Annotated in this window: 17 protein-coding genes; 13 read left to right on the forward strand and 4 right to left on the reverse strand. The window is 71.0% G+C overall.

Annotated features, from left to right (window positions below):
* Positions 1-69 precede the first annotated feature (69 nt).
* The 3 genes from KCH87_RS10580 (at position 70) to moeZ (ending at position 3,008) form a co-directional block, all read left to right on the forward strand.
* Positions 70-1,029 carry an NAD(P)-dependent oxidoreductase gene (locus KCH87_RS10580; protein WP_210585710.1) on the forward strand — a complete coding sequence of 320 codons (960 nt, stop codon included), beginning with the start codon at positions 70-72 and terminating at the stop codon, positions 1,027-1,029.
* Positions 1,017-1,766 carry a spherulation-specific family 4 protein gene (locus tag KCH87_RS10585; RefSeq protein WP_210585711.1) on the forward strand — a complete coding sequence of 250 codons (750 nt, stop codon included), beginning with the start codon at positions 1,017-1,019 and terminating at the stop codon, positions 1,764-1,766. Before KCH87_RS10580 ends, KCH87_RS10585 begins: the two co-directional genes overlap by 13 nt.
* A gap of 63 nt (positions 1,767-1,829) precedes the next feature.
* On the forward strand, positions 1,830-3,008 hold the full coding sequence (gene moeZ, locus KCH87_RS10590) for an adenylyltransferase/sulfurtransferase MoeZ (RefSeq protein ID WP_210585712.1): 1,179 nt from the start codon (positions 1,830-1,832) through the stop codon (positions 3,006-3,008).
* A gap of 62 nt (positions 3,009-3,070) precedes the next feature.
* Here the strand turns inward: moeZ and KCH87_RS10595 are convergent, their stop codons facing one another.
* From KCH87_RS10595 to KCH87_RS10605, 3 genes are all read right to left on the reverse strand, one after another.
* Positions 3,071-4,633 (reverse strand): alpha/beta hydrolase, encoded by a 1,563-nt coding sequence (locus KCH87_RS10595; RefSeq protein ID WP_210585713.1) that lies wholly within the window; start codon positions 4,631-4,633, stop codon positions 3,071-3,073.
* A 139-nt stretch (positions 4,634-4,772) separates the two neighbouring features.
* Complete coding sequence (locus KCH87_RS10600; RefSeq protein ID WP_210585714.1) at positions 4,773-6,317, reverse strand: alpha/beta hydrolase; 1,545 nt, start codon at positions 6,315-6,317, stop codon at positions 4,773-4,775.
* 61 nt (positions 6,318-6,378) lie between these two features.
* Positions 6,379-9,153 carry a lysylphosphatidylglycerol synthase domain-containing protein gene (locus KCH87_RS10605; RefSeq protein WP_210585715.1) on the reverse strand — a complete coding sequence of 925 codons (2,775 nt, stop codon included), beginning with the start codon at positions 9,151-9,153 and terminating at the stop codon, positions 6,379-6,381.
* 186 nt (positions 9,154-9,339) lie between these two features.
* Here KCH87_RS10605 and KCH87_RS10610 point away from each other — a divergent pair, with 186 nt between their 5' ends.
* From KCH87_RS10610 to nudC, 5 genes are all read left to right on the forward strand, one after another.
* Positions 9,340-9,735, forward strand: a complete 396-nt coding sequence (locus KCH87_RS10610) for an MGMT family protein (RefSeq protein ID WP_210585716.1) — start codon at positions 9,340-9,342, stop codon at positions 9,733-9,735.
* A gap of 266 nt (positions 9,736-10,001) precedes the next feature.
* Complete coding sequence (locus tag KCH87_RS10615; protein ID WP_210585717.1) at positions 10,002-13,451, forward strand: ATP-dependent DNA helicase; 3,450 nt, start codon at positions 10,002-10,004, stop codon at positions 13,449-13,451.
* A gap of 91 nt (positions 13,452-13,542) precedes the next feature.
* Complete coding sequence (locus KCH87_RS10620) at positions 13,543-17,091, forward strand: ATP-dependent DNA helicase (protein ID WP_210585718.1); 3,549 nt, start codon at positions 13,543-13,545, stop codon at positions 17,089-17,091.
* 10 nt (positions 17,092-17,101) lie between these two features.
* A complete protein-coding gene (locus KCH87_RS10625; RefSeq protein ID WP_210585719.1) occupies positions 17,102-18,514 on the forward strand; it encodes a dipeptidase in 1,413 nt (470 codons plus the stop codon).
* A 144-nt stretch (positions 18,515-18,658) separates the two neighbouring features.
* Positions 18,659-19,603, forward strand: a complete 945-nt coding sequence (gene nudC, locus KCH87_RS10630) for an NAD(+) diphosphatase (RefSeq protein ID WP_210585720.1) — start codon at positions 18,659-18,661, stop codon at positions 19,601-19,603.
* Positions 19,604-19,666: 63 nt separating this feature from the next.
* Here nudC and KCH87_RS10635 read toward each other — a convergent pair whose 3' ends face one another.
* Complete coding sequence (locus KCH87_RS10635) at positions 19,667-19,909, reverse strand: mycoredoxin (protein ID WP_210585721.1); 243 nt, start codon at positions 19,907-19,909, stop codon at positions 19,667-19,669.
* A gap of 184 nt (positions 19,910-20,093) precedes the next feature.
* Between KCH87_RS10635 and KCH87_RS10640 the strand changes: the two genes are divergently transcribed.
* The 5 genes from KCH87_RS10640 to KCH87_RS10660 all read left to right on the forward strand — a co-directional run bounded on the left by KCH87_RS10640 (position 20,094) and on the right by KCH87_RS10660 (position 23,992).
* Positions 20,094-22,292: an ATP-dependent DNA helicase UvrD2 gene (locus KCH87_RS10640; RefSeq protein WP_210585722.1), complete on the forward strand. Its 2,199-nt coding sequence runs from the start codon at positions 20,094-20,096 to the stop codon at positions 22,290-22,292.
* A gap of 166 nt (positions 22,293-22,458) precedes the next feature.
* Positions 22,459-22,785 (forward strand): hypothetical protein, encoded by a 327-nt coding sequence (locus KCH87_RS10645; RefSeq protein WP_210585723.1) that lies wholly within the window; start codon positions 22,459-22,461, stop codon positions 22,783-22,785.
* 173 nt (positions 22,786-22,958) lie between these two features.
* A complete protein-coding gene (locus KCH87_RS10650; RefSeq protein ID WP_210585724.1) occupies positions 22,959-23,327 on the forward strand; it encodes a WhiB family transcriptional regulator in 369 nt (122 codons plus the stop codon).
* Positions 23,324-23,647: a hypothetical protein gene (locus KCH87_RS10655; protein WP_210585725.1), complete on the forward strand. Its 324-nt coding sequence runs from the start codon at positions 23,324-23,326 to the stop codon at positions 23,645-23,647. The genes KCH87_RS10650 and KCH87_RS10655 overlap by 4 nt, the downstream gene beginning before the upstream one ends.
* Before the next feature lie 135 nt (positions 23,648-23,782).
* Positions 23,783-23,992 (forward strand): hypothetical protein, encoded by a 210-nt coding sequence (locus KCH87_RS10660; protein WP_210585726.1) that lies wholly within the window; start codon positions 23,783-23,785, stop codon positions 23,990-23,992.

Raw genomic sequence — 23,992 nt, forward strand, 5'->3', positions numbered from 1 at the left:
CCACCCCCGAGAAGGAGAACCCCAGATGATCACCTCCCGACCCGGAACCTCGGCCCCGGGAGCCGCCCGATGAGGGTCCTGCTGATCGGAGCCAACGGCTACCTCGGCCGCTTCGTCGCCGACCGTCTGCTCGCCGACCCGGCCGTCCAGCTCACCGCGCTCGGCCGCGGAGACGACGCCGACGTCCGTTTCGACCTCGCGTCCGGCAGCCCCGGCGCGCTCACCCGCTTCCTCGACGCGGTCCACCCCGGCGTCGTCGTCAACTGCGCCGGCGCCACCCGAGGCGGGGCGCGCGACCTCGCCCGCCACAACACCGTCGCCGTGGCCACGGTCTGCGAGGCCCTCCGCCGCAGTGGCTGCGGCGCCCGACTCGTCCAGATCGGCTGCGGCGCCGAGTACGGACCGAGCCAGCCCGGTTCCTCCACGGCCGAGGACGCCGTGCCCCGCCCCGGTGGCCCGTACGGCGTCAGCAAACTGGCCGCCACCGAACTCGTCCTCGGCTCCGGCCTCGACGCCGTGGTCCTCCGCGTCTTCTCACCGGCGGGTCCTGGCACGCCCGCCGGCTCTCCGCTCGGGCGCCTGGCGGAGGCCATGCGCCGCGCCATGCAGTCCGGCGACGGTGAGCTGAAACTCGGTGGCCTCGGTGCGCAGCGGGACTTCGTCGACGTACGCGATGTCGCCCGCGCCGTGCACGCCGCCTCGCTCTCCGCCGCGCAGGGCGTCATCAACATCGGCTCGGGCCGTGCCGTCCGCCTCCGTGACGCCGCCGCGGTCCTCGCGCGGGTGGCCGGATACGGCGGTGCCCTCCACGAACTCGACGGACACGCCGGTCCCTTGAGGGCATCCATCGGCCACCCCCGTTCCGAATCAGACCACGCGGCCCCGGTCGCGTACCCGTACCCGGACGGCTGCGGCAGCTGGCAGCAGGCCGATGTGCGCACCGCACGCGACCGGCTCGGCTGGCGCCCCCGGATCAACCTCGAAGAGTCCCTCGCCGACATCTGGATGGAGGCGGCATGCCGCATCTGACCAGCACAAAATGGAGCACCGCGAGCACAGACCTGCGCACCGGCTTCGGCATCCCGGGTTTCGCGCACCCCCTCGTCGCCCGGGCCGAGTGGGCCGAACTCACCCGCCACGGCACGCCCGTGCACTGGGCCGCCCTCAACGTCGCCGACGGTCCCGGCACCCGCCCCGACCCGCACTGCCTGGAGGCGGCCGGCCGGCTCCGCAACGCGGGCCTGCGTGTCCTCGGCCACCTCGACATCACCCACGGTGCCCGAGCCTTCGGCGAGCTGATCTCCGAAGCGCACCGCTATCTCGACTGGTACCAGGTCGACGGCTTCCTCCTGGACCGCTGTCCCGTCGAACGTGCCGCGCTCCCGGAGACCCGCCGCACGGTCACCACGCTCCGCGCGATCAGTGACGACCCCCACATCGTCCTCGGCCACGGCACCCACCCCCACCCCGGCTACGCAGAAACCGCCGACCAGCTGGTCACCTTCTCCGGCCCATGGAGCGACTACCGCTGGTCGCAGGTGGCGGAGTGGACCGCCGACCACCCGCCCGAGCGCTTCTGCCACTTCGTGCACGGAGTACCCCTCGGCCACCTCGACGAGGCTCTGCGCATCGCCCGCTGGCAAGGAGCCTCGACGATCTACTTCACCGACCGCACGGATCACGGCGGCCGCACCGATCCCTGGGAGACGATGCCCGGCTACTGGGACGAGATCGTCTCGCGGATCGGAACAGGTGTCTCGGAATGAAAAAGGGCGTGGCACTGTTACGGGGAGAACAACTGTAGTGATTGACCGACCAACGGAGCCCCCGTGTCGCTGCCACCCCTGGTCGAGCCAGCTCCTGAGCTCACCGTAGACGAGGTCCGCAGGTACTCGCGCCACCTGATCATCCCCGATGTCGGGATGGACGGGCAGAAGCGACTGAAGAACGCCAAGGTGCTCTGTGTGGGCGCCGGCGGCCTGGGCTCGCCGGCGCTGATGTACCTGGCCGCCGCGGGTGTCGGCACCCTCGGCATCGTGGAGTTCGACGAGGTCGACGAGTCGAACCTGCAGCGCCAGATCATCCACAGCCAGGCGGACATCGGCCGCTCCAAGGCCGAGTCGGCCCGTGATTCCGTCAAGGGCATCAACCCGTACGTGAACGTGGTCCTTCACGAGGAGCGGCTCGAAGCCGAGAACGTGATGGACATCTTCAGCCAGTACGACCTGATCGTCGACGGTACGGACAACTTCGCGACCCGCTACCTGGTCAACGACGCCTGCGTGCTGCTGAACAAGCCGTACGTATGGGGTTCGATCTACCGCTTCGACGGCCAGGCCTCCGTCTTCTGGGCCGAGCACGGTCCCTGCTACCGCTGCCTCTACCCGGAGCCCCCGCCCCCCGGCATGGTCCCCTCCTGCGCCGAGGGCGGCGTCCTGGGCGTGCTGTGCGCGTCCATCGGCTCCATCCAGGTCAACGAGGCCATCAAGCTCCTCGCGGGCATCGGCGAGCCGCTCCTCGGCCGCCTGATGATCTACGACGCCCTGGAGATGCAGTACCGCCAGGTCAAGGTTCGCAAGGACCCCAACTGCGCGGTCTGCGGCGAGAACCCGACCGTCACCGAGCTCATCGACTACGAGGCCTTCTGCGGCGTCGTCTCCGAGGAGGCCCAGGAGGCCGCGGCCGGTTCGACGATCACTCCCAAGCAGCTCAAGGAGTGGATCGACGACGGCGAGAACATCGAGATCATCGACGTCCGCGAGATCAACGAGTACGAGATCGTCTCGATTCCCGGCGCCAAGCTGATCCCGAAGAACGAGTTCCTCATGGGCACCGCCCTGGAGACCCTCCCGCAGGACAAGAAGATCGTCCTGCACTGCAAGACAGGTGTCCGCAGTGCGGAAGTCCTCGCCGTGCTCAAGTCCGCGGGCTTCGCGGACGCGGTGCACGTCGGCGGCGGAGTGATCGGCTGGGTCAACCAGATCGAACCGAGCAAGCCGGTCTACTGACCTCAACCCTCCCGTACGGCGGGGGCCGCATGCGCCACGGGTGCGTGCGCCCCCCGCCGTCGTCATGAGCAGACCTTGCCGTCCTTCGGCACCCTGCCGTTCAGCAGATACGCGTTCACGGTCGAGTCGACGCAGTCGCTCCCGCTGCCGTACGCGCCGTGTCCCTGGCCCTTCCAGGTCAGCAGCACACCGACGTCCTTGCCCAGCTCGTCCGCCATCCTCGGGGCACCTTCGTACGGCGTCGCCGAGTCGCCGGTGTTGCCGACCACCAGGATCGGGGCCGCTTCCGGTGCGCTCACCTCCGCGTCCTCGTGTTGCCCGGGCACCGGCCAGTCGTGGCACCAGCCGGCCGTGTCCCAGCCGAGGAAGGCCCCGAACACCGGTGAGATCTTCTCGAACCTCGGCAGCAGCTTCTTCGTCTCGGTGGGCGTCGGCCGCCCCTTGTCGTCCAAGCACGATATGACTCGTTGCGAGTGGGTCCCCGTGCCGTAGTGCCCCGACGGGTCACGCTCGTTGTAGCCGTCGGCGAGTGCCAGGAGTTCGGAGCCGTCGCCGTCCTCCGCCGCGTCCAGGGCGCTGGTCAGAGTTGGCCAGGACGATTCGTCGTAGAGGGGCAGGAAGACGCCGGTGAGGGCGAGTGTCTGCGTCAGCTTCCGTCCGGTTGAGGTCGGCAGCGGGTCCTTGTCGATCCGGTCCATCAGGTCCGCGATCTTTTGCGAGCCTTCCTCCGGGGCCTGCCCGGTGGACTTCAGGTAGTTGTCCAGCGCGCGTTGAAAGCCCCTGGTCTGGTTCTCCGCGTGGCCCACCGTCCCGGCGGTCGGGTCGACGACCGCATCGAGGGTCAGCCGTCCCACGTTCTGCGGGAACAAGTGGGCGTAGACGCCGCCGAGTTCGGTGCCGTACGAGATGCCGAAGTAGTGCAGCTTGTTGTCGCCGAGGACCTGGCGCATCAGGTCCATGTCGCGGGCGGTGTCCGTGGTGGACACGTGCGCCATCAGCTTTCCGGCGTCCTTCTCGCAGCCCTTGCCGAAGTCGGCGGCGTCCTGGAAGTAGGCCCTTTCCTCGGCTGCGGTGTCCGGTGTGGTGTCGATCGCCTCGGCGGCCTGGATCTCCTTGTCGCCGCGGCAGCGGACACCCTCGCTGGCGTCGACCCCGCGCGGGTCCCAGCTCACCAGGTCGTAGCGCTCGCGGAGCAGGGAGAACGACGACGAGAACGACGGCAGGGTGGAGACGCCCGAGCCGCCCGGGCCGCCGAAGTTGAACAGCAGCGAGCCGATGCGGTCGTCCCCGGTGGCCTTGGCGCGGATCAGCGCGAGGCCGATGGTCTCGCCATCCGTCTTCGCCCAGTCCAACGGCACCTTGAGCGTCGCGCACTGCCAGTCGCTGCCCGGCTCGGATGAGTCCGCGGCGGCCTCGCAGCGGCCCCAGTCCAGCTTCTGCGAGGTCAGAGAGGAGGGCAGCGGAACAGCCGTACCGGAGGAACCGGACGACGGAGCCGCAGCCGAGACCTGCCCTCCGCTCGACTTCTCCCCGTCCTTGCCGTCGTCGGACGAACCGCTGCTGCAGCCCGCCGCCAGCAGTGCGGCGGCGGCCGTCAGCGCCGTCCACCGGACCATACGCGCCATGTGCACTTCCCCCCTCGCAAGCCCGTCCGCGTCGATCCGCGGAGGGCGGTCAGGCCATGGTAGGCGGATCTCGCAGCGCCCGCCGGGGCCTGTGGATAACCTTTTGACCTGCGCGTTTGTCAGAATTCTGGCCTCGGTATCAGGAGCAGACGGTGCCGGCCGCCGGGATCTTGCCGTCCAGCAGATAGCCGTTCACCGCGCTCTGCACGCACTTGTTCTTGCTGTCGTAGGCGCCGTGCCCCTGTCCCTTGTACGTCAGCTCGACGCCGACGCCCTTGCCCAGCGCCTGCACCATCTTCCGAGCGCCCTCGTACGGTGTGGCCGGGTCGCCGGTGTTGCCCACGACCACGATCGGTGCCGCGCCCGGCGCGCTCACGTCCGGATGGTCGGCGGAGCCCGCCACGGCCCAGTCCGTGCAACTGACCATGGACCAGGCGAGATAGTCGCCGAACACCGGCGAGGCGGCCCGGAACTCGGGCAGCTTCCGCTCCACGTACTCGGGGGTGTAACGCGGCTTGTCGTCGGCGCAGTTGATGGAGACGTTGGCCGCGGCGAGGTTGCTGTACTCGCCGTTCTCGTTGCGGCCGTTCAGTGAGTCGGACAGCAGCATCAGGGTCTGTCCGTTGCCGTCGTACGCCTGCTCCAGGCCCTGGGTGAGGTAATCCCAGAAGTCCTGCGAGTACAGCGCCTGCGCGATGCCGCTGGTCGCCGCGGTCTGGGTCAGCTCGCGGGGGAAGATGCCGGTGATCGGCTTGCTGTCGAGGTCCTTCAGCAGCTTGGCGATGCGGTTCTTGACGTCCTGCGCGCTGTCGCCGATCGGACAGTCCTCGGCCGATGAGGTGCAGTGCTCGGCGAAGTTGTCGAGCGCGAGCTGGAAGCCCTCGGTCTGCCCGAGCGAGCCTTGCTCCGGGTTCTGTGTCGGGTCGACGACCGCGTCGAACACGGCGCGGCCGACGTTCTTCGGGAACAAGTGGGCGTAGACACCGCCGAGTTCGGTGCCGTAGGAGATACCGAAGTAGTGCATCTTGTCGTCGCCGAGCACCTGGCGCATCAGGTCCATGTCGCGGGCCACGTCGGTGGTGCGCACATGCGGCAGGACCTTCTTGGAGTTCTTCTCGCAGGCCGCGTTGAACTCCTTGGTGTTGTCCAGGAGCTCGGTGCGCTCGGCAGCGTTTTCGGGGGTCGAGTCCTGCTGGAAGTACGCGTCGAGCTGCTGGTCGTTCTCGCACTTCACGGGGTCGCTGCGGCCGACCCCGCGCGGGTCGAAGCTCACCAGGTCGTAACGGGTGCGCAGCTTCGCGTAGTCCGCGCCGAAGGCGGGCAGCGTGGTGATGCCGGAGCCGCCGGGGCCGCCGAAGTTGAAGATGAGCGAGCCGATGCGCTTGCTCTCGTCGCCGCTCGCCTTCGCACGGATCAGCGCGATGCCGATGGTGTCGCCCTTGGGCTCGTCCCAGTCGAGCGGCGCCTTCAGGGTGGCGCACTGCCATCTGTCGCCGTCCGCCAGAGGCGACGGGGCGCTTCCTCCGCCCTCCGCCTCGGACGGGGCGGGACAGTCCTTCCAGCTCAGCTTCTGGGCCGTCGGGTCCTCGTCCTGGGAGTCGTCGCCGCAGCCCGCCAGCACGGCGGACAGCAGGACGGCGGTGGCGGTCAGGGCAGTGGCGCGCAGCCGGAAGGGGTTGGGCATGCCCCCATCCTGCGGTCGCGTACGGATGTGCGCTCGGGGCGCGAGCCGTACGAGGTACGACCTACAGGGCGCCCTTGCGCGTCAGGTGGTTGAACGCCAGCCAGCCCGGCAGCACCGGCAGCCACAGCGTCAGCAGCCGGTACAGCAGCACCGCAGGGGCGGCGACCTCGCTCTGCAGCCCCACGGCGATCAGGCCGACCGTCAGGGTCGCCTCGACCGCGCCCACACCGCCCGGTGTCGGGGCGGCGGACCCCAGCGCGTTGCCGGCGAGGAAGACGACGGCGACGCTGGCGATGCTGATCGAGCTCGCTTCGTTGCCGAACGCCCGGATCGACGCGTCCAGGCACATCACGAAGCAGGCTGTCAGCAGGAGCATGCCGCCGATGCCGGTCAGCAGCTTCTGCGGCCGCTGCAGCACATCGAGCATGCGCGGCACGACACCCGCGAACAGCGACCTCACGCGCGTGGAGACGAATTTCCGCAGGAACGGCACGGAGGTCACCACAAGCACCAGCACGGCCACCGTCAGCAGACCCGCGATGACCGTCCGGGACGGCGACAGCGACGGCGTCTTCTCGGTGCCGGTCAGATACCCGAAGGCCAGCAGCATCATGATGTGCGCGCCGAGCCCGAACAGCTGGGAGGCTCCGACACTCGCCACCGCAAGCCCCGGGCGCACCCCCTCGCGCTGAAGGAACCGTGTGTTGAGGGCCACGCCGCCCACCGCGGCCGGGGCGACGATCTTCACGAACGACCCGGCGACCTGGGCCGCCACCGTCCGCACGAACGGCACCCGCTCCGGCACGAACCCCAGCAGCGCCATCGCCGCCGCGAAGTAGCTGGCCGCCGAGAACAGCACCGCCGCCGCGACCCAGCCCCATTCGGCGTTGGAGATCAGCGGGCCGAACTCGATGTGCGTGAGCTGCGTCAGCAGGAAGTACGCGCCGATCGCACCGGCAATGAGGCTGATCAGCGTGCGCGGCCGCACCCGCTCCAGGCGGGCCGGCTCGACCGGCGCCTGGGGCCTGATCAGCAGTACCTCGTGGCGGATCTGCGTGAGCAGGTCTTCCTCGCGCGCCTCCTCCAGGGCATCGTCGAGGGCGCGCTTCTCGGCCCGCTGCTCCGCTCGTACGGCCTTCTTGTCGAGCTTGTCGAGTACGGGCTTCGTGTCTTCGTGGGCCTCGTCCAGCCGGGCCTGCTTGGCCTGCCGGGACGCCTCCAGGACCGCGTCGCGTTCGCGCTGGGCCCGCTCCCGGGCCAGTTTCCGCAGCGTCGCGCGCGTGGAGCGCGTCAGCGCGATGGGCTGGAGCATCGGCAGACAGTCGGCCACGGCGTCGGGACCGAGGATCTCGACCGCGGAGGCAACCGCGCGTTCGGCGCCTACGCGCAGCCCGAGCGTCGTCACCAGCTGGGCGACGTCCATGCGCAGCAGCAGTTCACCGGCCGCGATCTCGCCGCCGCGCAGATCGGTGAGGATCACCGTGCCGGAACGATCCACCAGAATCGCGTCGCCCGCGAGCCGCCGGTGTGCGATACGCCGCGACTGGAGCGCCTGCACCTGGTGCCAGGTGCTGCGCAGCAGCCCGTCGGTGATCTCCTCGTCCTCCAGCGAGTCGAGCGTGCGTCCGCCGGTGTGCTCGTAGACCAGCATCACGGCGTCCGGTCCGAGTTCGGAGGTCGCGATCAGCTTGGGCGCGTTGGCGCCGGCCGCGATGGCCGCGTAGGCGAGCAGCGCCTCCTGTTCCAGCGCCTGGCGCAGCGACTGGAGACTGCGGCGGGTGGCGATGCCGCGCAACGTCAGGTTGCGCCACACCCGGTAGAAGAAGCCCTGCGCCTGCTGCTCGCGGTCGACGACCGTGACGTCCAGCGGCCGGCCGTCCTCCAGGGTGACGAAGTAGCGTCGGCCGCGGTCGCCGCTCTCCGTCGTCTCCTGCGTCTCCTCGCGCGATGCCGTCACCGGACGGAACCCCACGTGTCTGAGGCCCGCCATCAGTGTCCGTCCGGTGGGACGGACGTTGGGCGAGCCGACCGCGTACAGCGTGCCGTAGGCGACGGTCCAGCCGATCAGCACCGTCAGGATGATCGAGAACGGCGTGGTGTAGCCGGTGACGAGCATCGAGAAGGCGTCCAGGAGCAGCACGATCCACAGCACCGCGCGCCAGCGTGGCCGGCGCGACATGCCGACGGCCGTCATGTACGCGATGACCGGGGCGAGATAGCCGTGCACGGGGTCGGTGAGTGCGTGTATGTCGCCGGGGGAGGGCTGGGTCAGCGCCTCCTGGATCGAGCCGGGCGCGGCCTTGGCGACCCATAGGTCGGTGGCGAGGGTCACTCCGTGCGCGAGGACCGCCGCGAGGACGCCGTCGGCGATGCGCAGTCCGTCCCGTTTGATCAGCCGCTCGATCGCGAACGCGACCGGCACCAGGAGGATCGCGATGCTGGACGCCAGCCCCGCGATCTTGATCAGTAGATCGGGTGCCTGCCCGGTGCCCTTGTTGATGTCCTGTTCGAGGCCGGAGGTGGTGCCGTGCGCGAACGCGGCGATCGCCAGCAGTATGACGACGGCCAGCACGCCCACCAGGAGCCGCATCAGGTCGGACGGACGGTGCACGCGCGCGGGGAGGAGTGGTTCGTCCCCCTCGACCTCGTCGGCGTGCGTTTCCGCCTCGTCGGGGTGGGTCTCGTCGATGTGCTCGGCGCCGGGGCCGGAGACCCTCGCGTCGCCCTTCTCGCCGACGTCCTTCGTGTCGTTCTCGTCCGTGTCGGCGGTGTCCGGGCGCGACGAAGCGTCAGAGGTGCTCTTCGCGTCCTCCGGGTGCACACCCTGCTGCTTCATCGTCTCTTCTTGATCTCGTATCACCGATCACCGCCCGCACGATGGTGGCATGCCGCACCGACACACGGGGGCATCAGGGTGCAAACGCGGGGGCGCACAGTCTGCCCGAAGCGCCGCTCGGGGGCGAGGGATACGCACAGTCACACCCACGTCACACTGTCGGTGGCGTGCGGCAGGATGGGACGGATGAGCGAGGAGAGCCTTCCGCCGGACGCCCAGGACGCCCGCCCGGAGTACGCGGACGCGCTGCCGGAGTACGCCGAGCGGGTCCTTGAGGTCGCCGAACTGATTCCGCCCGGGCGCGTGATGACGTACGGCGATGTCGCCGAGTGGCTTCAGGAGGGTGGGCCTCGGCAGGTCGGCCGGGTGATGGCGCTCTATGGAGGAGCCGTCCCGTGGTGGCGCGTCATACGCGCGGACGGCGTCCTGCTTCCCGGCCACGAACTGCGGGCGCTCGACCACTACCGCGCGGAGGGCACACCGCTGAAGGAGGCGAGCAGGGCCGCCGAGGGCCACCTGCCGCGCGTCGACATGAAGCGGGCGCGGTGGGACGGCGGCGAACACGCGAAGGCTCACACCTGACAGCTTCCGCCATCGGACCCACCCAGGGGCAACCCGTGGCCCGTACGGGGGAAAAAGGGCACGTCCGTGCCATGCCGTACGTTCGTGAGGCGAGGGGCGCACGAGCCGTGAGCGGCCCGACGGGACGGATGCACCAATCGGAAGCCCTGCTTCCGCACCATCCGTCGGCGTAGCGTCGGCTGCGCGTGTCCCCCTCACCACGCGGCCACCGCCCCCCACGCGCCGCGGAACGCAGACCAGCAATCCCACCAGGACCGGCGAACCACGTGAGCTCCTCTTCCTCCACCAGGCGCCTGTCGCACTCCCAGGTGCGACAGGGGAGCCGTGGCGCTTACCGGCTGGTCCGTACCGCGCCGGCGCGAGTGGGTCCCCCTCATCTGGACGCCGCACAGCGCTCGGTGGTTGACCACGGCACCGGTCCGCTGCTCGTCCTCGCCGGTCCGGGCACCGGCAAGACGACCACGCTCGTCGAGTCCGTTGCGGCCAGGATCGGCCGGGGCGCGGACCCCGCGCGGGTCCTCGTCCTGACGTTCAGCCGCAAGGCGGCCGTCGAGCTGCGCGACCGCATGGCCCTGCGCATCGGGGCGGCGCGTGCGCCGCAGGCGACCACCTTCCACTCCTTCTGTTACGCCTTGGTCCGCGCCCACCAGGACAGTGAGCTGTTCGTGGAGCCCCTACGGCTTCTGTCGGGCCCCGAGCAGGACGTCGCCGTCCGGGAGCTGCTCGCCGGCCAGCCCGACCTCGAGCGGCTCGGCCTCGCCCATGTGCGCTGGCCGGACGAGCTGCGTGCCTGTCTCACCACCCGCGGCTTCGCCGACGAGGTCCGCGCGGTCCTCGCCCGCAGCCGCGAACTGGGCCTTGGCCCCGATGCCCTGGATGCCTTCGCCCGCCGTATCGGCCGCCCCGACTGGCGGGCCGCGGCAGCCTTCCTGGCCGAGTACCTCGACGTGCTCGATCTCCAGGGCGTGCTCGATTACTCGGAGCTCGTCCACCGCGCGGTGCTCCTGGCGCGCGGCCCTGAGACTGCCGCCCGGCTTGCCGCCCAGTACGACGCCGTGTTCGTCGACGAGTACCAGGACACCGACCCGGCCCAGGTACGGCTGCTGCACGCACTGGCCGGCGGTGGCCGCACCCTCGTCGCCTTCGGCGACCCCGACCAGTCGATCTACGCGTTCCGGGGCGCCGACGTGAACGGCATCCTGGGGTTCCCGGACGCCTTCCCGCGCGCGGACGGCCGCCCGGCGCCCGTGGAGGTCCTGCGCACCTCCCGTCGCTCCGGCGCGGCCCTGCTGGGCGCGACCCGGCTGCTGACTCAGCGCATGCCGCTGACCCGTCTGCCCGCCGACAGGGTTCGCGCCCATCGTGAGCTCACCCCGGTCCGCGACGGCGGCCGCGTCGAGGCCTACACATACCCGACGCCCGGCACCGAGCTGGACAACATCGCCGACATCCTCCGCAGGGCACATCTGGAGGACGGCGTCCCCTGGAACGACATGGCCGTCCTGGTACGCGCCGGGTCCCGCACCATCCCGACGGTCCGCCGGGCGTTGACGGCAGCGGGCGTTCCCCTGGACATAGACGGTGACGACCTGCCCCTCCGGCACGAACCTGCGGTGGCACCGCTGCTGACGGCGTTGCGGGCGGTGGCGAGGGCGGAGGCGGCTGAGGGGGGCGTGCCGGACGACGGGGAAGGTGAGGAAGCCGAAGCCGCTGAAGAAGCCGGCGCGTCAAAGGAGGCCGAAGCCTCTGGAGAAGCCGGCGCGTCAAAGGAGGCCGAAGCCTCTGGAGAAGCCGGCGCGTCAAAGGAGGCCGAAGCCTCCGACGAGGCCGCGTCGGACACCTCCTGGCTCGACACCGAAACTGCTCTCACCCTGCTGGCCTCTCCGCTCGCCGGCATGGACGCCGCGGACCTGCGCCGTCTCGGCCGCGCGTTGCGCGAGGAGGAGCGGGCCGCGGGCAACGCGTTGCCGCCGCCGTCGGACGACCTGCTCGCGCGGGCGCTGGCCGAGCCGGAGCGGCTGGTCGCGCATGATCCGGCGTACGCACGGGGCGCCCAGCGCCTCGGCGCGCTGCTGCGCAAGGCGCGTGAGCGCCTGGCGGGCGGTGGTACGGCCGAGGAGGCGCTCTGGGACCTGTGGGACGGCACTCCGTGGCCCGCGCGCCTGGAGCGGTCCGCGCGGCGCGGAGGCGCGGCCGGACGCAACGCGGACCGCGACCTGGACGCCGTATGCGCCCTCTTCGCCACCGCGTCCCGCGCGGAGGAGCGCACCGGCGGCCGAGGCGCCCTCAACTTCCTGGAGGAGATCGAGGCCGAGGACATCGCCGCCGACACGCTCACACGGCGTGCCGTACGACCGGACGCGGTACGCCTGATGACCGCGCACCGCTCGAAGGGCCTGGAGTGGCGCCTGGTCGTCGTGGCGGGCGTCCAGGAGGGCCTGTGGCCGGACCTGCGCCGCCGCGGCTCTCTCCTGGAGGCCGACCGCATCGGCCGTGACGGACTGGCCGAACCGCTCACTCCGGGCGCCCTGCTCGCCGAGGAGCGCCGGTTGTTCTACGTGGCCACCACGCGCGCGCGTGAACGCCTCGTCGTGACCGCTGTGAAGGCACCCGCCGACGACGGCGACCAGCCGTCCCGCTTCCTGACCGAACTGGGCGTCGAACCCAGGGACGTGACGGGCCGCCCGCGCCGCCCGCTGTCCGTCGCCGCGCTCGTGGCCGAACTGCGTGCCACGACAGTGGACCCGCGCGTCTCCGACACCCTCAGGGAGGCCGCCGCCCGCCGGCTGGCCCGGCTCGCCGCACTCGCCGACGAGGACGGCCGCCCCCTGGTGCCGTCCGCGCACCCGTACCGCTGGTGGGGGATGTTCGAGCCGACCGAGAGCAAGGTGCCGCTGCGCAACCGCGACCAGCCCGTCGTCCTCTCCGGCAGTGCTCTGGACCAGCTCGCCAACACCTGCGCCCTCCAGTGGTTCCTGGGCCGCGAGGTGAAGGCGGACGCGCCCGCCACCGCGGCCCAGGGCTTCGGCAACGTGGTGCACGTCCTCGCCGACGAGGTCGCCTCCGGCCACACCCCGGCCGACCTCGCCGTCCTCATGGAGCGCCTGGACTCGGTGTGGAACGCGCTCGCCTTCGACGCGCCCTGGAAGTCGGCGCAGGAGAAGGAGCACGCGCGCGTGGCGCTCGAACGGTTCCTGAAGTGGCACGTCATGGACCGCACGGGACGTACTCCGGTCGCCAGTGAGCACGACTTCGATATCACCCTCGAAGCGGGCGACTACGAGGTGCGCATCCGCGGCCAGATGGACCGCGTCGAGGCGGACGGCGACGGCCGCGCCTATGTCGTCGACTTCAAGACCGGCAAGCAAGCGCCCACCGCGGCCGAGGTCACCCACCATCCCCAGCTCGCCGTCTACCAACTCGCGGTCCGCGAGGGCGCCGTCGACGAGGCCTTCGACGGGCTTCACCCGGAACCGGGCGGCGCCGAACTCGTCCAGCTGCGGCAGGGCGCCGCCAAGCGGGACGGCGGTGAGACCCTGCCCAAGGTGCAGGCCCAGGAGCCGCTGGAGGGGGAGTGGGTCGGCGACCTGCTGGCCACCGCCGCCGGCAAGGTCCTGGACGAGCGGTTCACGCCGACGTCCGGCCAGCACTGCGCCCACTGCGCGTTCCGGGCGTCGTGCAGCGCGCGCCCGGAGGGACGCCACGTGGTGGAGTGAGGAATGGCACCACACGTGCTGACCTGCGCTTCCTCCACCTCGACGGCCGATTCGGCATCCACTGTCAGTGGCCGCCGCTAGCCTCTCTGAGGTGCCCGCTCGTATCACGGATCCCGATCAGCTCAAGGAGCTCCTCGGCATCCCGTTCACCCCGGAGCAGACGGTCTGCATCACCGCGCCGCCCGCCCCGCAGGTGATCGTGGCCGGAGCCGGGTCGGGCAAGACGACGGTGATGGCAGCACGCGTGGTGTGGCTCGTCGGCACCGGGCAGGTCGTCCCCGAGCAGGTCCTCGGCCTCACCTTCACCAACAAGGCCGCCGGTGAACTCGCCGAGCGCGTCCGCAAGGCACTGATCAAGGCGGGCGTCACCGACCCCGATGTCATCGACCCGGACAACCCTCCGGGCGAGCCGGTGATCTCGACGTACCACGCCTTCGCGGGCCGCCTGCTGACCGACCACGGCCTGCGTATCGGCCTCGAACCGACCTCCCGCCTGCTCGCCGACGCCACCCGCTACCTGCTTGCCGCACGCGTCCTGCGCGAGGCCCCTGGGCCCTACCCGGCCCTGACCCGCTCCTTCCCCGACCTGGTCGGGGACCTCCTCACCCTCGATGCCGAGCTCGCCGAACACCTCGTACGGCCCGAAGACCTGCGCGCGTACGACGCCGAGCTGCTGCACACCCTGGAGCGCGCCAAACTCACCAACGCCGACCTGCGCAAGGTCCCCGAGGCGGCCGCCGCGCGCCGCGAACTCGCGGAGCTGGTGGTCCGCTACCGGGCCGCCAAGCGCGAGCGAGATCTGCTCGACTTCGGCGACCAGATCGCCCTGTCGGCCACCCTCGCCGGGCTGCCGGAAGTGGGCCGCATCCTGCGCGACGAGTTCCGTGTGGTGCTGCTCGACGAGTACCAGGACACGTCCGTGGCCCAACGCGTCCTCCTGGCGGGCCTGTTCGGCAGCGGCACGGGCCACCCGGTGACCGCCGTCGGCGACCCCTGCCAGGCCATCTACGGCTGGCGCGGCGCCTCCGTCGCCAACCTCGACGACTTCCCCGAGCACTTCGCCCACGCCGACGGCCGTCCCGCCACCCGCCAGGCGCTCAGCGAGAACCGCCGCAGCGGCGGCCGCCTCCTCGACCTCGCCAACGGTCTCGCCGAGCCCCTGCGCGCGATGCACGCGGGCGTGGAGGCCCTCCGCCCGGCCCCCGGCGCCGAGCGGGACGGCATGGTCCGCTGCGCCCTTCTGCGAACCCACGCGGAGGAGATCGACTGGGTCGCCGACTCCATCGCCCATCTCGTAGGAACCGGAAAAGCGCCCGGCGAGATCGCCGTCCTGTGCCGTACGGCGACCGACTTCGCCGAGATCCAGGGCGCGCTCGTCGCCCGCGACATCCCGGTCGAGGTCGTCGGCCTGTCCGGGCTGCTGCACCTGCCCGAGATCGCCGACCTCGTCGCCGTCTGCGAAGTCCTCCAGGACCCCGGCGCCAACGCCTCCCTCGTCCGGTTGCTGACCGGCCCGCGCTGGCGCATCGGCCCGCGCGATCTCGCCCTCCTGGGCCGTCGCGCCCGGCTTCTCGTGTCCCACGCGCGCGTGGGGGCCGACGACGACCCGGACCGCCGGCTCGCCGAGGCCGTCGAGGGCGTCGACCCCTCCGAGGTGATCTCGCTGGCGGACGCCCTCGACACGTTCCTGGAGATGCCGTTCGAGGCCGAGCGGGAGGACGACGGGCTGCCGTTCTCGCCGGACGCGCGCGTGCGGTTCGCCCGGCTCGCCGCCGAACTGCGAGACCTGCGCCGCTCCCTGTCCGACCCGCTGATGGACGTCCTGCACCGCGTGCTCGCGGTCACCGGCCTGGAGGTCGAACTGTCGGCGTCCCCGCACGCCCTGGCCGCCCGCCGCCGAGAAACCCTGTCCAACTTCCTGGACATCGCCGCCTCGTTCGCCGCGGGCGACGGCGAGGCCACCCTGCTCGCCTTCCTCGGCTTCCTGCGCACCGCCGCGCAGTACGAGAAGGGCCTCGACAACGCCCTCCCCGGCGGCGAGAACACCGTCAAGGTGCTCACCGCGCACAAGTCCAAGGGCCTGGAGTGGGACGTCGTGGCCGTCCCCGGCCTCGTCACCGGCACCTTCCCCAGCACGCAGGGCCGTGAGAAGTGGACCGCCCAGAGCAAGGTGCTGCCGCACGAGCTGCGCGGGGACACCGACACCCTGCCCTACGTCGAGGCCTGGGACTCCCGAGGCCTGAAGGCCTTCCAGGAGGCCATGAAGGAACACCAGCACACCGAGGAACTCCGCCTCGGCTACGTCACGTTCACCCGCCCCCGCTCCCTGCTCCTCGGCTCCGGCCACTGGTGGGGGCCCTCGCAGAAGAAGCCCCGCGGACCGTCCGACTTCCTCCAGGAGCTGTACGACCACTGCGCCGCCGGGTACGGCGAGATCGAGGCCTGGGCGGACGAACCCGCCGAGGACGAGGAGAACCCGGCCCTGCACCGGGCGACCGTCGACCAGGTCTGGCCCCTGCCACTCGACGACACGGCCCTCGCCCGTCGCCGCGCCGCCGCCGAAACCGTCCTGGCCCACCTGGAGGACCTCGCCTCCCACACCGACGGCCACCCGGCGGCCACGCACGACCCGGACACCTACGACGACCCGGACTGGCCCCCACCGCCGGACGACGACGATCCCTATGACGACAACGCCCCTTATGAAGACGACGCGCCCTACGACGAGGAGGACATCCCCTTCGAGGGTGACCACTCGGCCGACTGGGGCGCCTGGACCACCGAGCGCCCCACCGTCCCGCACCAGGCGACGGCCCCGCACCTCACCGAGCCCTCCGGAGGCACGGAACCCCCACGCCCCCACCCCCCGGCCCCTCAGACCCAGGAGCCCGAGCCTTCCCACACCCGGCTCACCCCCGAAGACGCCCGCACCATCGCCTCGTGGGACCGCGACCTCGATGCCCTCACCGGTGAACTCCTGCGCGCCCGGCAGGGCGGCACGGACGTACCTCTGCCGACGACCCTGACCGCATCACAGCTGCTGCGCCTGTCCGCCGACCCGGACGGCTTCGCACAGGAGCTGGCCCGCCCCATGCCCCGCCCGCCGCAGCCGGCCGCCCGCCGCGGCACTCGCTTCCACGCGTGGGTCGAAGCGCGCTTCGAGGAACTGACGCTGCCGATGCTGGACCCGGAGGAACTGCCCGGCAGCGAGGCCGAGATCGCGGACGAGCGCGACCTGGAAGCCCTGAAGGAAGCCTTCGAGCGCACCGCGTACGCGCACCGCACGCCCTACCGCGTGGAGGCCCCCTTCCAGCTCGCGCTCGCCGGACGCGTGATCCGGGGCCGGATCGACGCCGTCTACCGGGAGGGGAACGGCGACGGGACGTCGTACGAGATCGTCGACTGGAAGACCAGCCCCACCCGCACCGCCGACCCGCTCCAACTCGCCGTGTACCGGCTGGCCTGGGCCGAGCAGCAAGGCGTACCCCTGGAGTCCGTCAACGCCGCGTTCGTGTACGTGCGCAGTGGTGAGGTCGTACATCCGCGGGACCTCCCGGACCGGGCGGCACTGGAGCGGCTGCTGACTGACGAGCCGTCGTGTGACGAACCGCCCAGCGAGGATGTCGGTGCGGGCGGATAGGCTCGTGACCATGAGCCAGTCCGTTGACAGTGCCGTCAGCGCCGTCCGCACGTGCATCGAGCGGCACCGCGCCGCCTTCCTCGACGATCTCGCCGAATGGCTGCGCATCCCGTCCGTATCGGCGCAACCCGACCACGCCCCCGACGTGCGCCGCAGCGCCGACTGGCTCGCCGCCAAGCTCAAGGAGACCGGCTTCCCCACGACCGAGGTCTGGCAGACACCCGGGGCTCCCGCCGTCTTCGCCGAGTGGCCCGCCGACGACGCCGAGGCGCCCACGGTCCTCGTCTACGGCCACCACGACGTCCAGCCCGCGGCCCGCGAGGACGGCTGGGACAGCGACCCCTTCGAGCCCGTCACCCGTGAGAACCGCCTCTACGCGCGCGGAGCTGCCGACGACAAGGGCCAGGTGTTCTTCCACACACTCGGCGTCCGCGCCCACCTCGCCGCGACCGGTCGCACCGCCCCGGCCGTCAACCTGAAGCTACTGATCGAGGGCGAGGAGGAGTCCGGCTCCCCGCACTTCCGCGCACTCGTCGAGGAGCACTCCGGCCGGCTGGCCGCCGACGCCGTGATCGTCTCCGACACCAGCATGTGGGACGAGCACACCCCCACCGTGTGCACCGGCATGCGTGGCCTTGCCGAGTGCGAGATCCAGTTCCACGGCCCCGACCAGGACATCCACTCCGGGGCCTTCGGCGGCGCCGTACCCAACCCGGCGACCGCCGCCGCCCGACTCGTCGCCGCGCTGCATGACGAGCACGCGCGCGTGGCGATCCCCGGCTTCTACGACGGCATCGTCGAACTCACCGACCAGGAGCGCGAACTCTTCGCCGAGCTGCCCTTCGACGAGGAGCAGTGGCTGCGCACGGCCAAGTCGTACGCCATCCAGGGCGAGGCCGGGCACACCACCCTGGAGCGGATCTGGGCCCGGCCGACCGCCGAGGTCAACGGGATCGGCGGTGGCTACCAGGGGCCCGGCAGCAAGACGATCATTCCGTCGTCCGCGATGGTGAAGCTTTCCTTCCGGCTCGTCAGCGGGCAGGACCCCGAGCGGATCGAACAGGCCGTGCGTGCCTGGGTGGCCGACCGGATGCCCGCCGGGATCCGGCACGAGATCACCTTCGCCCCTGCCACGCGCCCGTGCCTGACGCCGCTGGACCACCCGGCGCTGAAGTCAGTGGCCCGTGCCATGAGCCGGGCCTTCGAAAGACCGGTCCTCTTCACGCGGGTGGGCGGCTCAGGACCGGCAGCCGACCTCCAGGACGTTCTCGGTGCACCCGTGCTCTTCCTGGGCATCTCCGTCCCGTCCGACGGCTGGCACGCCCCGAACGAGAAAGTCGAGCTGGATCTGCTCCTCAAGGGCGTCGAGACCAGCGCGTACCTGTGGGCCGACCTCGCGGAGAACTGGCGTCATGCTCCCTGAGCGTTCCGCCCCACCCGGAGGTGTGCCCCGTGCGGGGCACACTGGAAAAGCCGCCCCGCACCGCCAAGCCGTCACCACCCGCCGCAGGTCCCGTCGGACCGCTCGCCGAAATATTCCGCTGCACCGGGGGAGTTGGAAGCACCCGTGACCACCTGGACCGACCACACCGCCGACCGACCCATCTCGCTCACCGCCCCCAGCGGCATCGACCGCGCCGCCCACCACCGGCTCGACGAGGCCTGGCTCGCGGCGGCATGGAGCCACCCCACGACCCGCTGCTTCGTGGTCTCCGGCGGCCAGGTCCTCATCGACGAGACGCCCGACGGGCGCACCGAAATCGTCATGACCCCCTCCTTCGAAGCCCCCCTCACCGAGGCCCACCGCTACTTCCTCGGCATCGACGAGGACGGCGTCAGCTACTTCGCACTCCAGAAGGACGCGCTCCCCGGCCGTATCGACCAGTCCGCGCGCCCGGCCGGCCTGCGCGAGGCGGGCCTGCTGCTGTCGCCTCGCGACGCGGGCCTGATGGTGCACGCGGTCGGCCTGGAGAACTGGCAGCGCACCCACCGCTTCTGCTCCCGCTGCGGCGAGCGCACCGTCATCGCCGCTGCCGGCCACATCCGGCGCTGCCAGGCCTGCGGCGCCGAGCACTACCCGCGCACCGACCCGGCCGTGATCATGGCCGTCACGGACGACGAGGACCGCATCCTGCTCGGCCGCCAGGTCCACTGGCCCGAGGGCCGCTTCTCCACGCTGGCCGGCTTCGTCGAGCCCGGCGAGTCCATCGAACAGTCCGTGCGCCGCGAGGTCTTCGAGGAGGCCGGCATCACCGTCGGCCAGGTCGAGTACGTGGCCAGCCAGCCCTGGCCCTTCCCGTCCAGTCTGATGCTCGGCTTCATGGCCCGCGCGACCACGACCGAGGTCAACGTCGACGGAGACGAGATTCACGAGGCCCGCTGGTTCTCCCGCGACGAGCTGCGCGCCGCCTTCGACTCCGGCGAGGTCCTCCCGCCGTACGGCATCTCGATCGCGGCCCGTCTGATCGAGCTCTGGTACGGCAAGCCCCTGCCGACGCGCAGCGCGTTCTGAAACGCCGGAAGGCGGCCCCGAGCCGTCTCGGAGACCGCCTTCCGGCGTTGCGCGGTGATGCGGTTACGCGCCGACCTTCTGCTTGACCTGGGCCAGCGAAGGATTCGTGAGCGTCGAGCCGTCCGGGAACAGCACGGTGGGCACCGTCTGGTTTCCGCCGTTCGCCTTCTCCACGAACGCGGCCGACGCCGGGTCCTGCTCGATGTTGATCTCGTTGTACGTGATGCCCTCGCGGTCCAGCTGGCTCTTCAGCCGACGGCAGTAGCCGCACCACGTGGTGCTGTACATCGTCACAGTGCCCGACATGTCTCTCGCGCTCCTCAGCGGCTCGGGGGACGGGTGGTCGCAGAGGGGAAACGTACGCGACCGGGCCGCCATTCCCGCCGGGGGTATGCCCGCCGACGTGACGCCTGCCGCATTAGTACGACTGCGGGTGCCTGCCTGTGGACAACCGGCTCATCCGTCTCCGGCGACCTGGCAGCATGGCCGTGTGACAGCAGCAACGCACTCCCCCCTCTTCCCGCAGGTACCGGACACGGCCGACGCGGTGCTCGAAGGGCTCGACCCCGAGCAGCGCGAGGTCGCCACCGCCCTGAACGGCCCGGTGTGCGTGCTGGCGGGCGCCGGCACGGGCAAGACACGGGCCATCACCCACCGCATCGCTTACGGAGTGCGTGCCGGAATCCTCCAGCCGTCCACCGTGCTGGCCGTCACCTTCACCAACCGTGCCGCCGGGGAGATGCGCGGCCGGCTGCGCCAGCTGGGCGCCGCCGGCGTCCAGGCCCGCACCTTCCACTCGGCCGCCCTGCGCCAGCTCCAGTACTTCTGGCCGAAGGCGATCGGCGGCTCCATGCCCCGGCTCGTCGACCGCAAGATCCAGCTGGTCGCCGACGCGGCCGCCGCATGCAGCATCCGACTCGACCGCGGAGAGCTGCGGGACGTCACCGCCGAGATCGAGTGGTCCAAGGTCACCCAGACCGTCCCCGCCGACTACGCGCCGGCCGCCGCCAAGGCCGGCCGCGAGATCCCCCGCCACCCGGCCGAGATCGCCCAGCTCTACTCCGCCTACGAAGACATCAAGCGCGGCCGCGCCCTCATCGACTTCGAGGACGTCCTGCTGCTGACCGTCGCCGTCCTCCAGGACCGGCACGACATCGCCGAACAGGTCCGCGCCCAGTACCAGCACTTCGTGGTCGACGAGTACCAGGACGTCAGCCCGCTCCAGCAGCGCCTGCTGGAGCTGTGGCTCGGCGACCGGGAGAGCCTGTGCGTGGTCGGCGACGCCAGCCAGACGATCTATTCGTTCACGGGAGCAACCCCTGACCACCTGCTCGACTTCCGCACCCGCCACCCCGGCGCCACCGTCGTCAAGCTGGTCCGTGACTACCGCTCCACCCCGCAGGTCGTCCACCTGGCCAACGGTCTGCTCGCCCAGGCCCGCGGCCGCGCCGCCGACCACCGCCTGGAGCTGATCTCCCAGCGTGCTCCCGGCCCCGAGCCCGGGTACACCCAGTACGACGACGAGCCCGCCGAGGCCGAGGGCGCCGCCCGCCGCATCCGCGAGCTCATCGACGCGGGCGCCCCGGCGAGCGAGATCGCGATCCTGTTCCGCACGAACTCCCAGTCCGAGACCTACGAACAGGCCCTCGCGGACGTCGGAGTGCCCTACCAGCTGCGGGGCGCCGAGCGGTTCTTCGACCGGCCCGAGGTCCGCAAGGCGGGCATCGCCCTGCGGGGAGCGGCCCGCTTCGGCGGCAACGACTCCCTGCTCGACGACGCCGTCGACCTCCCCTCCCAGGTTCGTGCCGTGCTCTCCGGCGAGGGCTGGACGACGCAGCCCCCGGCCGGGTCCGGTGCCGTCAGAGAGCGGTGGGAGTCACTGGCCGCGCTGGTGAACCTGGCGGAGGACTTCGTCGTCGCCAGACCCGGCGCCACCCTCGGCGACCTCGTCGCGGAACTCGACGAGCGGGCGAACGCCCAGCACGCCCCGACCGTCCAGGGCGTCACGCTCGCCTCCCTGCACTCGGCCAAGGGCCTCGAATGGGATGTCGTCTTTCTGGTGGGCGTCGCCGACGGCATGATGCCGATCACCTATGCGAAGACCGACGAGCAGATCGAGGAGGAACGCCGGCTCCTCTACGTCGGCGTGACCCGCGCTCGAGAACAGCTACATGTTTCCTGGGCGCTGTCCCGCTCGCCCGGCGGCCGCCCGAGCCGCAAGCCGAGCCCCTTCCTCGACGGGCTGCGCCCCGGTTCGGCCACTGTCGCCGGCCGCACCGCGACAGGCGGCGCCGGAGGCGTCGAGCGCGGCTTCACCACCGGTGGCACTGCTGTCGTGCCGCGACGCACGCAGCGCAGCCCCGCCCGCTGCCGGGTCTGCGGGCGCACCCTCACCGACGCCGGCGAGATGAAGCTGATGCGCTGCGAGGACTGTCCCTCCGACATGGACGAAGGTCTCTACGAGCGGTTGCGTGAATGGCGCGCGGAACAGGCGCAGCGCAGCGGGCAACCCGCCTTCTGCGTCTTCACCGACAAGACGCTGATGGCCATCGCCGAGACCGTGCCCGACGACGACGGCGAGCTGGCGCGGATCCCGGGCGTCGGCATGCGCAAGCTCAAGCGTTACGGCGCCGATGTGCTGGCCATCTGCGCAGGCGGGGAGGGGCCGGAAGAGGAAGAAGGGGACTGACACGAACTCGTCGAAAAAATAGTTTGCGCATGCCCCAGCAATCCCCATAGGTTCTTAACCACGGCGACGGAGGCCTTCTCGGAGGCCCCAATTCCGTGTTGTACTTGCATACCCGTAGGACTGGTTCACCCCCAGTCCCCCGAGACGCCGAGAGGAGGCGAGTCCAGTGATCAGCATCAAGGCCAGCTCCATCAGCACCGTGAAAATGACCGATCGCTCGGTCGTCGCCTCCCTGTGCATGCTCGGCGCCTCGAACCAGGGCACCGGTCTGTCCGGCATTCGTGCCGCCGGCCCGGCGTCCTCCGTGTCTCCTGCGGGCCTTCCCGTCCGTGAGCGCAATGAGCGACCGACCAAGGCACTGGAAGCGGCAGTAGTGGCACAGGCGAAGGCCTATGCCTCTACGGCGACCGGTGCCGGATTCCGGAAGCAGACGACGCAGCACCACCAGATGTGGGCCTTCCGTGGGCCAGAACCCTGGAGTGATCCAGCCTGATTGATCAGGCCGGCGCCTTCAGGGCCGCGGAACCCCATCCGGGATCCGCGGCCCTTTTGTTTGTCCCCGACCAGGGACGGCAGAGCGAAGGGGCCTCGGGACAAGAGCAGAACCCGGTACCAGCCGACCACCGGCCCAACAGGGCCGGACCGACCAGACGAGGAAGACGAACCGTGCAACTCGAAGCGCACGCCCCGTCCGTACCGCCTTCCGACACGATCCCCAAGCCCGGCCTCACGGAGGACTCCACCTTGACTCCGCTCACCGCGCTCACCGCGCTTGACGACGCCATCGAGAACCTCGGCGTGCCCGTCCCCTGCCGTTCCTACGACCCGGAGGTCTTCTTCGCCGAGTCGCCGGCGGACGTCGAGTACGCCAAGTCCCTCTGCCGCACCTGCCCGCTGATCGAGGCCTGCCTCGCCGGCGCCAAGGAGCGGCGTGAGCCCTGGGGCGTCTGGGGTGGCGAGCTGTTCGTCCAGGGTGTCGTCGTTGCCCGGAAGCGGCCGCGTGGTCGCCCGCGCAAGAACCCGGTCATGGCATGAACACCGCAGGAACGATCGACCGCCCCCATACGCACGACCCCAAGAAGCAGGCCCCGATGAAGCCGTCCACCAACGAGCCCGCAGGCTCCGCGACCGAAGACGTCACCACCACCGGCGCGATCGACTCGCGTCAGAACAGGACCCGAGAGATGCAACTCATCCCAGAAGCGCTCGCCCGTGCGCATATGCACGAGCGACTGCAAGAGGCCGAGCGGGACCGCCAGGCCGTGCGCCTGGTGGCTGCCCGCCGGATGCAGCGCAGGGCGGAGCGTGCCTCGCTGCGCGCTCGCCGTGCCCTTGCCGTGGCCGTCATGCAGTGATCGAGAACACCTGAAGCGGTGGCCTCCCGACCAGGAGGCGAGAGCTTTCCCGCGGGGGCCGGTCCGTCCGAACGGACCGGCCCCCGCGGTGCGTTGCGCCCGCCGATCCGCCGGTCACGGCGATATCGTCACCGGGTGACGAGTCTTCCCGGAGGCAGTGACGACGTCGGCCCCGCCACGGAGCCGACCTCACTCGTGTGCGCCCGCTGCGGCACTCCTTCCCCGGGGCCGCAGCTGACCTGGACCTGCTCCGTGGAGAACGGAACCCGCCAGTACTTCTGCGACACCTGTTCCCGGGAGAACCTCAGGGCGATCGAGGGTCGGCTGGACTCGGCCTGGTGGTGA

It is taken from the genome of Streptomyces sp. GESEQ-35, assembly GCF_017948485.1.
Lineage (GTDB): Bacteria > Actinomycetota > Actinomycetes > Streptomycetales > Streptomycetaceae > Streptomyces.